The 12525-nt window shown below is 57.8% G+C and carries 15 protein-coding genes; 7 read left to right on the top strand and 8 right to left on the bottom strand.

The window, feature by feature from the left end:
* Positions 1–19: 19 nt before the first annotated feature.
* The gene (locus P1L41_RS17210; protein ID WP_276298679.1) at positions 20–832 is read right to left on the bottom strand and encodes a hypothetical protein; all 813 of its coding nucleotides are present in this window, start codon (positions 830–832) and stop codon (positions 20–22) included.
* Between the two features lie 374 nt (positions 833–1206).
* Here P1L41_RS17210 and P1L41_RS17205 point away from each other — a divergent pair, with 374 nt between their 5' ends.
* A complete protein-coding gene (locus tag P1L41_RS17205; protein ID WP_379789228.1) occupies positions 1207–1665 on the top strand; it encodes a DUF5518 domain-containing protein in 459 nt (152 codons plus the stop codon).
* Positions 1666–1718: 53 nt separating this feature from the next.
* Here the strand turns inward: P1L41_RS17205 and P1L41_RS17200 are convergent, their stop codons facing one another.
* The 4 genes from P1L41_RS17200 to P1L41_RS17185 all read right to left on the bottom strand — a co-directional run bounded on the left by P1L41_RS17200 (position 1719) and on the right by P1L41_RS17185 (position 5409).
* Positions 1719–3329 (bottom strand): hypothetical protein, encoded by a 1611-nt coding sequence (locus P1L41_RS17200; protein ID WP_276298677.1) that lies wholly within the window; start codon positions 3327–3329, stop codon positions 1719–1721.
* Positions 3326–4102, bottom strand: a complete 777-nt coding sequence (locus tag P1L41_RS17195) for an ABC transporter ATP-binding protein (RefSeq protein WP_276298675.1) — start codon at positions 4100–4102, stop codon at positions 3326–3328. Before P1L41_RS17195 ends, P1L41_RS17200 begins: the two co-directional genes overlap by 4 nt.
* A gap of 192 nt (positions 4103–4294) precedes the next feature.
* On the bottom strand, positions 4295–4798 hold the full coding sequence (locus tag P1L41_RS17190) for a DUF3592 domain-containing protein (protein WP_276298674.1): 504 nt from the start codon (positions 4796–4798) through the stop codon (positions 4295–4297).
* Between the two features lie 209 nt (positions 4799–5007).
* Entirely contained in the window at positions 5008–5409 is a 402-nt protein-coding gene (locus tag P1L41_RS17185; RefSeq protein WP_276298673.1) for a hypothetical protein, read from the bottom strand.
* Positions 5410–5696: 287 nt separating this feature from the next.
* Here P1L41_RS17185 and P1L41_RS17180 point away from each other — a divergent pair, with 287 nt between their 5' ends.
* Complete coding sequence (locus P1L41_RS17180; protein ID WP_276298672.1) at positions 5697–6347, top strand: hypothetical protein; 651 nt, start codon at positions 5697–5699, stop codon at positions 6345–6347.
* A gap of 62 nt (positions 6348–6409) precedes the next feature.
* On the opposite strand, the gene P1L41_RS17175 is transcribed toward P1L41_RS17180, so the two are convergent.
* Both P1L41_RS17175 and P1L41_RS17170 read right to left on the bottom strand, forming a co-directional pair.
* Positions 6410–6565: a hypothetical protein gene (locus P1L41_RS17175; protein ID WP_276298671.1), complete on the bottom strand. Its 156-nt coding sequence runs from the start codon at positions 6563–6565 to the stop codon at positions 6410–6412.
* 890 nt (positions 6566–7455) lie between these two features.
* Positions 7456–7683, bottom strand: coding sequence for a hypothetical protein (locus tag P1L41_RS17170; protein WP_276298670.1), 228 nt, complete (start codon positions 7681–7683; stop codon positions 7456–7458).
* Positions 7684–8074: 391 nt separating this feature from the next.
* Between P1L41_RS17170 and P1L41_RS17160 the strand changes: the two genes are divergently transcribed.
* The 5 genes from P1L41_RS17160 (at position 8075) to P1L41_RS17140 (ending at position 11801) form a co-directional block, all read left to right on the top strand.
* Entirely contained in the window at positions 8075–8374 is a 300-nt protein-coding gene (locus P1L41_RS17160) for a DUF8011 family protein (protein ID WP_276298669.1), read from the top strand.
* A gap of 667 nt (positions 8375–9041) precedes the next feature.
* The gene (locus P1L41_RS17155) at positions 9042–9626 is read left to right on the top strand and encodes a YdeI/OmpD-associated family protein (RefSeq protein ID WP_276298668.1); all 585 of its coding nucleotides are present in this window, start codon (positions 9042–9044) and stop codon (positions 9624–9626) included.
* Between the two features lie 237 nt (positions 9627–9863).
* The gene (locus P1L41_RS17150; protein ID WP_276298667.1) at positions 9864–10286 is read left to right on the top strand and encodes a cupin domain-containing protein; all 423 of its coding nucleotides are present in this window, start codon (positions 9864–9866) and stop codon (positions 10284–10286) included.
* A 226-nt stretch (positions 10287–10512) separates the two neighbouring features.
* Positions 10513–11190 (top strand): hypothetical protein, encoded by a 678-nt coding sequence (locus P1L41_RS17145; RefSeq protein WP_276298666.1) that lies wholly within the window; start codon positions 10513–10515, stop codon positions 11188–11190.
* A 368-nt stretch (positions 11191–11558) separates the two neighbouring features.
* On the top strand, positions 11559–11801 hold the full coding sequence (locus tag P1L41_RS17140; protein WP_276298665.1) for a hypothetical protein: 243 nt from the start codon (positions 11559–11561) through the stop codon (positions 11799–11801).
* A 199-nt stretch (positions 11802–12000) separates the two neighbouring features.
* On the opposite strand, the gene P1L41_RS17135 is transcribed toward P1L41_RS17140, so the two are convergent.
* Entirely contained in the window at positions 12001–12447 is a 447-nt protein-coding gene (locus P1L41_RS17135) for a hypothetical protein (RefSeq protein WP_276298664.1), read from the bottom strand.
* Positions 12448–12525 lie beyond the last annotated feature (78 nt).

Raw genomic sequence — 12525 nt, 5'->3', positions numbered from 1 at the left:
CATCGGCATTTCTTGATGTCTACGTCGAATCGGTCTCGCCGACCCACGTCGGCCGTTGGGGGTCAGACCCAGATTGGTCAAACTCGAACGAGATCCTGTACGACGTCGGTTCGTCGGTGAGCGATGCGACCAAGACGTACTCTGCGTACGTCCCTGCAGGTGCCGTGACGTCCCAGGTCACGTCTGCCGATTTGACCACGTGCGTGTCGGTATCAGCACGTACCGTACCCGAGGCTCCTGTAATGTGGTACGTCTCCAGCCCGTCGTACCATCCGGACTGTGGCTCGTAGACAGTCACCGCCGACGAGTCGCGTCTTTTGGCTTCGTACCCGGCGAGGAATAGACTGTTGACGAACACCGATGCCGTTCCCGAAACTGGTTGCGTGACGCCAGTGCCGTTCTCTTCGACGATGAACGTCGCGCGCTCTCCGTTCCGGCCCTCACGAACGAGTTCCCTTCCCTCATCCTCGGTGATCAGTTCCCGACGCTGCTTGGCCTCATCACTCCCCTCTATCGACAGTCTGTGATAGACTGTTTCGTTCGCAGTGGGTTGGTATGCCTCTGAAACGACGTCGTCGTCCACGACCTTCTGATACCATACTCCGTCCGAGGTTACGAAACCCTCGAATGCCAGTCTCACCTGCCCGTCCACGACAAGACGCCCACTCGCGGTGTAGGAGTCTGTATCGCTAACGGTGAATCGGTCGCCAGGAGGAGTCGCCGCGTGTGGGTCGGAGGTGGTGAGCGGGTACACGGCAGAGAAGATGAGTCCTAGACACACCACCGCAAGGATGCCAATCAGGACACCGGCAGTGCGATTCTTCATACTCATTCGCGGAACTCAACGGATTGAACGTATCAAACCACCGGAAACTGAAACGTGACTAGTATCCTGCACTGCCGTCACCACCGTGGGAGTAAGCACGTGGATTCCTCCTCAACCTATCAGGATGTGTATCTTGACTACAGAGAGTCTATCTTTCACTGAAACCTCGTATACCGAAAATAGAAGGCTAATGCCCGCTCCTCACAGTGCCTCTTTCACATACGAGTGCGTCCGCTGCCGTTTCCTCGGATGAATTGGTGATGACCGTGGGTCCACGCTCTTCAAATCGGAGCACCCTGTCGCTGTCCGTATCGGCAGTACTCTGGGAGTGAGCAATACAGCCACGCATATTTTTTGCGTAACGGAGAGTAGCCGTCGGCGTGCTCCGGATTGGTCCCCTTCCCCTATCCCTCCCGGCGAGTGAACCGTGGAAGTATGCACTGTTCGGTGGTATAGCCTCGATGCCGTTCACCGTCTGGCAGTACTTGCAGTCAAGCCCGGAGAACGAGTTCTCACTCGGTGCGGTGTTTTTCGGCGGTCTCTTTGCTGGCTATCTTGCCAGCACAGCGGCGACGGAGATAGACGTAATCGACGTCGGCTTTCGTGCAGGTGTCATCGGCGCTCTGCCGGTTCTGTGGATCCTGGTCGATTTCCTCGAAGCCGCGAGCGTACTGGGCGGGCCGCTCTGGTTTCAGGTCATCGCCGTCTCGATGGTCGTCCTCATCATCACGTCGGTGATACTCGGGTTTGCCGGTTTCGTCGGGCTACTCGGGGCAAAAATCGGCGGCTGGCTGGCGAAGAAGGCCGGAACACGCCAAACCGCATCGGTCGAGAATTGACGGCCCGCGTAACAGACGGATACTGACTGTTGCCACTCCCGAAATCCGAATAACTACGCCACGGTGTATCGCCGATAGCGTCGAACGGCATATCTGTACGAGCCGTACGACACCCCGACGGTCAGCAAAAGGTACAGACCGAAGCCAAGGCCGAATACGGGTGTCAGGCTCACGTTCCCGGTGACCCCGAACCAGGTTACGACCAGCCCGAGAGCCGTTCCACCACCAACAACGAACAGATACGCCACCATCACGAGCGTTGAGGGGACGACCGATTCAGTCCCCCAGAACTCTCGCTCCTCGTAGATGGGATACGCCGAACCGACCCCGACGGCGAACATCGATGCAGTGAGACACATTCCGGCCCCCACTAACCCGAACGATAGGACGTACAGTGGTGGCGTTCCGAGGCCCAGAGAGGCCAGCGGTACGAGCACGGCGACCGGGAGCCCGACGGCGAGGCCAGCGAGCAACCGGCCTCTCGTAACGGTTCGAGGACTCGTCTCGGTGAGCAACAGCAGTGGGAGCTGGGGTCGGTCGTCACCGAGCGGGTTCAATCCGAAGGCCGCGCCGGCGAGGTACGTCCCGAGACCGACGCCAGTCCCCGAAATCAGGGGCCCGATGGCGTCACCCGACGACTGCACGACAGTCGTCCCGAGCGGCCCGATGAAAAAGAGGGCCATCACGAGATGGCTGAGTTTCTGTGGGTGGCGTCGGGCACGGACGAGAAGCCCCCACGCGATGCGGCCGGCTCTGCTCCACGCAAACGGTCGCGGAGCAGTGAACCCACCGCTCGACCTCTGCACCTGCCGCGCTCCGCTCCGAGTCGGCGTCTCGGAAAACCAGAACGCCGATGCCTGCTTCGTGGCAACGGCCAGTCCGATGGGAATGAGCGCGATGAGCGCGACGACCACTGCTATCGAACGCATCGATGTCGGCTGTGCGAGTGGCGATCCCGCAAAGGCAAGCGCGACGTACTCGACGACGGGGCCGAACGTGATCGCGGAGGCGAATCCTCGTACTGCGCCTCCTCCCTCGACCAGCTGTCGCCCGACGAACTGCGAGCCGACGACGAAGCCGAGTATCACGAAGACCCCGAGTCCTCGCAGGACGCGACGGACGCCGGGCAACCGTCGTAACACCCGCAACGCGCCGATCCCACAGGCGTATCCCCAGACCGTGCTCGATACGATGATCGGGAGGAGCACGATGCCACCCGTGACGAGCAACATCGGTGATCCGAGCCCGAATGCAAACGCGGTGACGAACGCCCCTACCGGAATCCCGAACCACAACAGCAGTCGCCCGACCTCTGCAGTGATGAGGCCAACGACCACTGCTCGCGGATGGACCGTCGTCAGAACCAACTCTTCGGATTCGATGCGCGCGATACGTTCGAGCGTCCTGAGCGTTGCTAGGAGCAGGAAGAGCACTGGAAGCGCAGTCGCGGCGGGGCCGAATAACGGAATGGCGGTTACAGAGCGAGCGGTTTGCCCGAGCACGTACGCCGCGGGGAGCGCAACGAGGAGGCTCCCGCCGAAGAACAACACGACGAATGCGAGTCCGATGAGGTGGCGTGTATCCCCGAGATAGCCTCGCAGGCTTCGAACGAACTCGGCGCGACCGATCCTGAGTCCGTGACTGAGGTCCCGTCGGAGGGTCATGCTTTCTCGCGGCCCGCGCCCGCATCGGTCTCGCTGGTAACGGCGAGGAAGGCGTCTTCGAGCGAGCCGTCCCCGTCGGTCGCCGCGCGGGATTGCACCTCCGACGGCGTCCCTTCGGCGACCAGCCGGCCGTCGAACAGCACGCCGACCTCGTCGGCGACAGCCTCGACGACCGGGAGGATGTGTGTCGAAAGAAAGACAGTCGTTCCCGCGTCGGCGAAGTCGGAAATCGACTCGCGGATGGTCCGTGCCGCTCGGGGATCGAGGCCCGACGTCGGTTCGTCGAGGAACAGAACGTCCGGGTCGTGCAGGACGCTCTGGACGAACGCGGTCTTCTGTCGCATCCCCTTCGAGTACGCGTCGATGCGCTTGTCGGCGTCGTCAGTCAGGTCGAACGCGTCCAGGTACTCGTCGATTCGCTCCCGGGCGGTGGCCCGCGGAATGTCTCTGAGGTCGGCGACATACTCAAGCTGTTCGCGAGCGCTGAACTCGTCGTAGAGGGGCGGTTCCTCAGGGAGATAGCCGACGTGTGGCGCGAGTGCGCGTCGGTCGGCGACGTCCACACCGCAGACGCGAACGGATCCACTTGTGGGCTGTGTCAGTCCCGTCAGGAGCCGCATCGTGGTCGTCTTCCCCGCGCCGTTCGGGCCGAGAAACCCGTAGACGGTGCCGGTCGGAATCGAGAGCGATACACTGTCGAGTGCGACCTCGGAACCGTACGTCTTCCGGAGGTCTGTCGTCTGAATGGCGAGGTCGATGTCGGTGGAGGGCATCGAAGACACGTCCCACTTGTACGGACGGCCCTCTATTCGTTACGGAGGACGTCGTATCCGAACTGAACCCGTCCGGGATCTCCCATTCTCGAACCGTGCGGCGACTAGCTCCCCACGCGTACGCCGACTCACTTCGCTCCGAAGCGAGGCCGGGTTCTGTGGTCGGATTCCAACCTGCGCGATGGTCCGAAACTAGCCACTGCGGTACTGTTTCAAAGTCGCCGCACTGCCAAGCAGCGTCAACACCACCCCGATTCCCACTGCTATTAACGGGGCAGTAGACGTCTCCTTTTTCAGAAACGCGTTCCCCGGCTCCTCAGGGTCTACGTGCGCTGTGACCGTCTGGCCGGTCTCGTACTCCTGTACGGCCGCTTGGGCTGCCGACCGTGTATCGTAATTCGGAGGGATGTCTGCGGGGAAGAGATTCGTTCCCGTGTGCGATTCCCCTCGATATTCGTATGTGAACCTGACACGCGGTTCGTAACTAACCGATGTACTCGAAGAGCTGCCCGAAACCGACTCGACACCCACTTCGGTAATCGTCGCCTCGATCTCGACCGAGTCCCGTATCGAGTCAGATTGCTGCACGTAGTCGAACGCCCCGTAGCCCGTGATACAGAGGGCGACGAGGAGGAAGGCCACCGAACCGCGAAGCGTCTCTGGACCGTTGATACTGAGGCCAGAACTGTCGGACATATTATCGTCCACCCGTACTCGGTTGTGTGGTGAGCGAACGAGACTGTTGGAGGGCTCTCGTCATTCGGTGGATGGTTCTCATCAAGGATTAAATATGCTATGAACGGTTGACAGAACGGGAACAGAGCTGATAGGATTTGTTGAACTACTCCGAGAATTACATGGTTGCCCGGTGATGTGACCGAATGCAGCCCCTCTCGAAGTCGCGGTTACTCCAACGCATTTGCGGAGTTCCATCGTGCGGAAACGGCGTTCGCTATTAATCCACCAACACGGCCGAATACCAGACCGAAGATTGGAGCGACGCACAGTACCAGTCCACTAGCGAAGACGAAGAAAACGACTCTCGACAGCGGCCACACCGTCGTCGTGCCCACCGTAAAGAGGAACGTGACGACGCCGACGACAGCACCAAGGAACCCAGCACGGCGAATTGCAGCGATAACACCTGCGATGAACGCGCCGATTATCATGATACCGCCACCAACAGTCGCCTCCGAATCTGGTAGCCAGTTCACAACGACACTGAGGGGTAGCGAAACGAGTGCGCCGAGTATAGCGAATCGCCACGCTACAGAGAGAGTGTAGGTGCGGAGGGAGGGCAGGGACATTAGTGGCAAGGAATTCACAAGGGCGTCGGATATGATTTTCGTAGGGTTGCGGACACCCGTCCGAGAGGCAATTGTTGAAGACACCCACTTTGTGGAGCACGCACTTCCATCACGTTCTGAGGCTTTCAACAGAATCAGCTGGTCGGATTACCTGACGAACCTGGAACGCTTCGTGGACTTCGACAGAGCCAGCACACACTGGACACCGGCGACGATATCGATAAACAGGGGTTATCCAACAACCTATTTCAGCAGACATAATTACCCAGCATTAGGGGATTCGCAGGATGCCCTCCACGAACGATATCGACCGGCCACAGGAGGCAGTCGATGTCGCAAAGCGATACCTCAGACGCGAACGTCCGCTCAGTGCACTCCTAGTCGTGCTCGTCGTGTCTATGTTCCTCGGGACGTTCCTTGTTACCTCGCTGTTGCCAGCGCTCGTCGTCGGGGTGATCTTGGTCATCACCGCTCGCGCACCACTCATTCAGTCCCGCGGGACGGCTCGCCTCCAAACTAAGGACACGCCGGACGTGGTCGTCGATGCGTTCACCGGGCCCACGCCGCCGGTACTCGCGTTTCAGTGGGGAATCGCTGACGAAATCACTGCAGACGGAAACACGGTAACGTACGGTATCTCCTATCTGTTCGGCCTGCGTTCCGTCGAGTCGAGAGTCCGTTCACAAACAGAGACCACACCAAGCGGCGCTCGTCGAGTCGAGTTGGACGTCACGGTAAACGGTCAGCCCTGGGCGACGTACACCGTAACGGTCAGTACGGACAACGACCAGACCAGTATCGATATCGAGCACACCTTGAACCGGCGTTTCGGACTGCGGCGCATTCCACAGCAGATCGTCGCAGAACGCTACCGCACTGAGGCGCTCACAGCGCAGGGCTACACCGTCGTTGAACGCGACACCTATTTTGGCATGTGAGATATCTGGCTCTGTTGGATCCTTCAGCAGCGTACAGTACTGGCGTGACCGATACAGTAGCACTACTGGTCGTTCGGTGGCTCGTACTCGTCTGAGAGGAAGATGCTTTCTCGGTCCGGGTCGAAGTATACTTCTAACGCCCGAAGCGTGCCGGCATAGGCAGCCCCCATCACGAACACGAATCCAATCAGGGCTGGCAGGAGGTACTGAAAGACCATTGCTTCCACTTTTTCAGGGCCGTGGATAAACAGATACTGGTCACGAAGCAGACTCAGTGAGTCGTGTATAAACCACTGAATCGACGAAAGAAACGAAGCCGTCTTACTGACTGACTCCTCGCTATTTCACAGGCCATTCCTATTACCGGCAGAGGATTCTATCGGACAAGCAATTTTCAACCGCCGTGGCGAACCAGCGCACGAGTGCCGTAGTCCCCTTAGAATTACCACTCGTGGACTCACAGTATGTCTTGTGCCCTCCAGACGTGAACTGATTACGGGTGTAGCTGGCATCTTGAGCGTGACCGCTGGCTGTCTCGGTAACGGGGAGTTCATCGCTCGATGTTCTAGTCGAGGAGTGGGTAGCGGCTCGCAACACCTCCGCGAGATTGCCCCAATACAAGGTGACGAACAGATCGCTCTCGGGATTCTGGTTTCTGAGCAGGCTGTTTCCGGTGAACTGTATCACACAGTACGGATACGAGATAGTGACGACACTCTCGTTGCTTCGGTCCCGCTCATGACGGATCGTGGGATGAGCAGTCTTGATCCCGAAGACTACTCGGTATTCGGATCCAGCCGTGGCGAACTATACGCGGTACCGTTGGGTCCGCCACCGGTTCATGGTGAGTACACGGCATCGTTGATGAGTTCGGAAGGCGAGCAACTCGCCACCGCGAGTCTCCGGTTCAATTGCTACGCGGAGGACGGAACGCTCCCGTAACTGAGATTGATCGGTTGCAATGAGGTGGCTATGTGCTGTATTCACGCTCTGTATCGGTCACACCTGTACTGACAGACTCGGAGTGAGATCTGAAAGCGGTACTGTACGCAGAGTGCGAGTCGGTCGCACATATTTTCGACACACGGCGGTCGGTAGCTCTGCATCGTTATGCTCTGTATCGCTGGATCATCATCCATCCGAGTGACGCAATACCAACCAACAGGAATGCGCTACCGAAGAATACCGACTGGTTCCCGAGAAAGTCTGAAAGACCGAAGAAGTCGGTTCGATTGAGGTAGCCAAGGCCGAAGAAGATCCCGATGACGACGATTCCAGCACCGATACGTAGGCCCAGATCACGCAGAAAACCTTCTAGCGTTGGCTCCGGAACCATACACATCGGTCCCTGTCTGCGCTCCCTTATGATATTTTTTCCGAATGCCGGATGTGCTTCAGCCCGAGAGAACAACGGCAAATCGGCGGCCTTCCATCGCACATCGCTGGGTCTATCGCGGGGGTTCTTCTGCCGACTCACTCCAATCAACACTCTATGATGGAGACCGCGAACTTGACTGTCAAGCGTTCGCTCGGTTTCGTCGTCAGAGCGTGTTCCTGGTTCTGTGAGTTCCGAGTAATTACACTGCTGTAGGTCAGCTATAACACCAAGCGTGCGGTAACGCGTGTATCCCACCGTCCTATAGCGATTCACCATAGCCATTTACAACCAGACTGCTCAAGATACGTTCGATGGGGCTTTTTTCACATCTGGGGAGGAATTGCACTTGATGCCCTCCTTCATCAATCAAATTGTGTTCAGTGAACCCGCCGGTCGGCCCAATTCAGTAGTTCAGTTTACAGCCTCACTCGTTTTCTTGGGGATGTACCTATACGCTTGGAATGGTGGTAACGGCGACTCCAGCAGTTGGTTACTTGTAATGATGGTCGGATCAGCCTTGTCTGCAATCGCTGAATCGCTGCCGAAAGATCAACAACTTACGGCCGGTATCCTTCGGGCGACAGCGGTCACCGTATTGCTGTGTCTTCTCGCCGCTACGGTCTTCGCTCCGGAGTTCGTTGTTGGATAATCACAAAACATACTACGCTACCACATATCTATGCAATCGTCCCGTTTGGGACCTATCCGAGCCACCATTCCTGGTTGCTTGGTATAGTGCCGGGCTTGCACCCCGACATTACTGCTTTCATCCGATATCGCCTGCTCAGTGCTTAGAAATCGAGAGCGCTGGTCGTCCAAACCAAATAATTTGAACCCACTGGCTTTGTTGAAATACTCAGAAGATGACCGGTTCTGGCTCTGTGCGGTCAATACAGGTGATGCACGTATCGACCCGTACAGGCAGAAAACCTATTAATATCATCTATCTTCACTGAGGTAGAATAATACCATGCCCTCCATCAATAAAACAACCATCGCCGCTGTTGTCGGCGTGTACGTTGTTCTGGTACTACTTTGGGGATTATTTATCGAACAGCAAATATTGTTGTCCGTTTATATTGCGATTCTGGGGTCACTTATTATGGGGCTCGCATATGTAGCGTGGCAATACTTTGGAGGCCCGGGTGGTAGCAACGGTGAAAACCTACGGACCTGATCTTCTACAGATTCCTCGGTTGGATGAAGGGGTATGGTAGATACGCACGTCTACTGACCGGCTGTTTCGCACGAGAACCTGTCTGAAGAATAGGATTTCAACGGAGCCGGTTATTGATATATGGTGCCTTTCTTACTGCATGGACCCACTATTCTTCGAGTCTCAGAACGAGTTCCGTATCTGGCTAGAAGAGCACCACGACACGGAAGAGGAGCTGTGGGTCGGGTACTACAAGGCCGATGCCGAGCGAGTCGGTATCGGCTACGACGAGTCAGTTGAGGAAGCGCTCTGCTTCGGGTGGGTCGACGGCCTGGTCAAGGGCATCGACGATGAGACGTACACCCGTCGGTTCACGCCCAGGAGCCCCGACAGCAAGTGGTCGAAGGCCAACAAGGAGCGGGTCAGCGCGATGATTCAGGCGGGAAAGATGACCCCGGCCGGAATGGAACTCGTCGAAGTGGCGAAAGAAACGGGCGAGTGGGCAACTGCATATCGCCTCGGCGACGACCACGAAGTCCCGGCCAAACTTGAGGCAGCGCTGCGTGCGGACGAAACCGCCTGGGAGAACTTCCAGAACTTCTCGAATACGGACCAGTATGCTTTCATCGCGGCCGTCGAGGAGGCCAAGACGGACGAGACCAGGCAAAAGCGGATCGAGCGAACGGTCAAACTCGCGGCGCAGGGCCTCCGAGCATACGATGAGAACAACAAGCGGCGGCTGTGATGTGCTCTTTCGGAGGTACCCGTTTCTTAAGAACTCTCTTCTCTCGGAATGATTAGGGTTGACGGAGTGCTACTAGACCGGATGGAATCTCGGGCAGATACGCAACAGTCGATGACACCAGATGGATCTAGGAACGACGATCTACCTGGGTATCCGAATACCGTTGAGGACGTGTCGACAGGCGCGTCTATCAAGTTCCTTGAACACAGTGTTGACGAACAAGGCGCGTACTTGTTGATGGAAGGTGTTCTCCCACCGGGAATAGACAGTGGCCCCGCCCGTTTTCACCCGAGGGCGGAGGCTCACTCGGAGGTCGTTGCGGGTCAAGCCGACATAACGGTACGCGGCGAAATCCACAGTTTGCTTCCTGGCGAGTCGCTGACTATCGAGATTGGCGAGGCCCATAGTATCCGGAACAGCGGCACCGACACGCTTGTCGTTCGGACGACGCTACGCCCACCAGGCGAATTCGAAGCCGCGATTCGAGCGCTCTATGAAGCCAGTGCAGGCGGGAAGCCGGACGTACTCGCGGTGGCGGCGGTGCTATCTCACTACCGGGCGGACGTGCGTCTCGCGGCGGTCCCATGGTGGCTGCAACGCTCTCTCTTGAGCGTGCTCGCCAGGATCTCGACAGTGCTCGGTCGGAATCCGATCAAGTAGTCCGCAGTCCAGACACACTCGGTGTGCTGTGGACGATCTTGTTTCTCGACTGTGGGGCAAGACCGCGAGCTCGTCTGAATCGTCTGGATAGGGACGAGGACAGTCTGATTAACGAGTGCGGCACCTGCGACACCCTTATCTCCTCAGATGGCTATTGTAGATTAAGTGATATAAAGTGGTATCGTCTACTAACCAAGCAGTCGAGAGTATTGAGCGGCCGACCGGTGTGAGTCGGTGGAACTACCTGCGGATCGGCGGGCTGGCAGCGCTCACCGAAGCGGCGATCTACGTGGCCGGCATCGTGTACTTCCTCGTGGTCCTTGACTTTGCGAACGTCACCGGGCCACTCCAGCAGATCGAACTGTTCGTGGCGAACCAGACGAGTCTGTACGCGATGTACCTACTCATCTATGTGGTCTTCGGCGTCGTTTTGGTAGCGCTCGTCCTGTCACTCCACGCGCGCCTCAAGACAGACGCACCGATGCTGATGGGGGCGACGACCGCGTTCGGACTGATCTGGGCCGGGCTCGTCATCGCCAGCGGTATGATAGCCACCATCGCGATGGGCGTGGTCGTCGACCTCTTCGCCACTGACCCGGCGCAGGCGACAACGGTCTGGCTGGCGGTCAGCCCAGTCATCGACGGGCTTGGCGGCGGCAACGAGATCGTCGGCGGTATCTGGACCCTCCTCGTGAGCGTGGTCGCACTACGGACGCGGGCACTGCACCGAGCGCTGAACTACGTCGGCCTCGTGGTCGGCACGGCAGGCATCCTCTCTGCCATCCCGGCGCTCGGCGAGATCGGCGGTGGCATCTTTGGCCTCACCCAGATCGTCTGGTTCGTCGGCCTCGGCATCCTCCTGTTACGCGCGAGTCGGCGTGAGGCGGCGTCTGTACCTCGATAATCCACGTGGACACTATCTCAGTTATGTCCAATACAAAGAATAACAGCGACGGTTGCGACGTGTTCCGTCGTCCACTCTAGCTGTGAATCGGTGGAGGACCTGTCTTTGAATCCTAACGCGACGATGGGATGTGTCGGCGTCTGCCGTGGACCTGGTGGAATCCTTGTACTGCACATACTCTCTGTATCTCGCACCCCCTATGTCTCAAATTCTGAGGATGTCAACAGAGCTTCCTGCTTCATACAGACCGCGTCGCGGTCACTGTTCGGTTGCCATCTGCCATACAAATGAACTGTAGAGCTAGTTTCTATGCCCGGCACTTCCGAACCGACCGACGTTTTTTCACCCCAAACACTCGTGGTGTGCATATGGATGCCGCCGGGGACATACTCATTCGTATCGATGCGTGGCTGTTCCATCTGTCCAATGTCCTCGTCGGCGTCGCCGTCCTCGTTACAACGGTTCTATATACGCCACCGGGGACAGTCTCTCTTGACCTCCTTATAACACAGATAGACCCGTTCTATGTCCTCGTTCCCCTCTCAGTGCTGTACGCTTGCTGGAGTGGTGCTGAATTGTGGCGATGGGTGAACGGAAGCGAGCTGCTGTGAAACTGTGGACGGACGTTTCCACACAATCGGCCGGTTCGCTCCGCTTAGATTGAAACAGGACAAACTACTGAGGGCACTGTCTGTATGCAGCCCTATAGTTGCCTCTGGTTCGAAGGATGTCAACAGGGCCGGACAGTCTCAAACATTCAGGTCAATTACCGGATTAGGTATCGGTCCAAACTTCTAAGCAGAGACGGTGTTACCGTATCGCCTCGTCGATGGCCTCGACGAACTCCTCCGAGTGTTGTGACCCAACAAGCACGTCACGCTCGTTCATCCGTTCAATCCAGACCCCTCGACTACCACGTACGTTGTAGGCAAGTTTCCCAGGTGCCCAGCGAATTCCCCAGCCGCCGAACTCACGGAGTGGGCTGTACCCTTTGGCTTCGTAGCGTTCGATCTCTGACCACGGTATTCGACGGAACGAACGATGGATCGGCCACATTTTGAGGTAGATGCCGTCACCTCTCACTTCCGTCGTGAGACGAAGACTGAAGACGAACCCGGCGACCGCCCCGACGACAACGAGTCCGCCCCACGAAACGGGCCCCAACACGATCATGAGGAGCGCAACGCCCCCGAGGAGTGTCCAGAGCCACGGCTGGCGAAATCGCTGGACTTCACGGAACAGTGGAGTCTCTTCCATGAATGGGTGATACGCGAGTACCGCTATTCAGTACTGGCCTCGCCGGACATCGAGAGACGACTGAGACAGATGCACACT

It is taken from the genome of Haloarcula ordinaria, from assembly GCF_029338275.1.
Lineage (GTDB): Archaea > Halobacteriota > Halobacteria > Halobacteriales > Haloarculaceae > Haloarcula > Haloarcula ordinaria.
This window is presented reverse-complemented; position numbering and strand designations above follow the sequence as displayed.

Coding starts and splice junctions, on each gene's coding strand:
- P1L41_RS17210 (WP_276298679.1), bottom strand. CDS start 832: ATGAGTATGAAGAATCGCACTGCCGGTGTCCTGATTGGCATCCTTGCG.
- P1L41_RS17200 (WP_276298677.1), bottom strand. CDS start 3,329: ATGACCCTCCGACGGGACCTCAGTCACGGACTCAGGATCGGTCGCGCC.
- P1L41_RS17195 (WP_276298675.1), bottom strand. CDS start 4,102: ATGCCCTCCACCGACATCGACCTCGCCATTCAGACGACAGACCTCCGG.
- P1L41_RS17190 (WP_276298674.1), bottom strand. CDS start 4,798: ATGTCCGACAGTTCTGGCCTCAGTATCAACGGTCCAGAGACGCTTCGC.
- P1L41_RS17185 (WP_276298673.1), bottom strand. CDS start 5,409: ATGTCCCTGCCCTCCCTCCGCACCTACACTCTCTCTGTAGCGTGGCGA.
- P1L41_RS17180 (WP_276298672.1), top strand. CDS start 5,697: ATGCCCTCCACGAACGATATCGACCGGCCACAGGAGGCAGTCGATGTC.
- P1L41_RS17175 (WP_276298671.1), bottom strand. CDS start 6,565: ATGGTCTTTCAGTACCTCCTGCCAGCCCTGATTGGATTCGTGTTCGTG.
- P1L41_RS17170 (WP_276298670.1), bottom strand. CDS start 7,683: ATGGTTCCGGAGCCAACGCTAGAAGGTTTTCTGCGTGATCTGGGCCTA.
- P1L41_RS17160 (WP_276298669.1), top strand. CDS start 8,075: ATGCCCTCCTTCATCAATCAAATTGTGTTCAGTGAACCCGCCGGTCGG.
- P1L41_RS17155 (WP_276298668.1), top strand. CDS start 9,042: ATGGACCCACTATTCTTCGAGTCTCAGAACGAGTTCCGTATCTGGCTA.
- P1L41_RS17150 (WP_276298667.1), top strand. CDS start 9,864: ATGGAAGGTGTTCTCCCACCGGGAATAGACAGTGGCCCCGCCCGTTTT.
- P1L41_RS17140 (WP_276298665.1), top strand. CDS start 11,559: ATGGATGCCGCCGGGGACATACTCATTCGTATCGATGCGTGGCTGTTC.
- P1L41_RS17135 (WP_276298664.1), bottom strand. CDS start 12,447: ATGGAAGAGACTCCACTGTTCCGTGAAGTCCAGCGATTTCGCCAGCCG.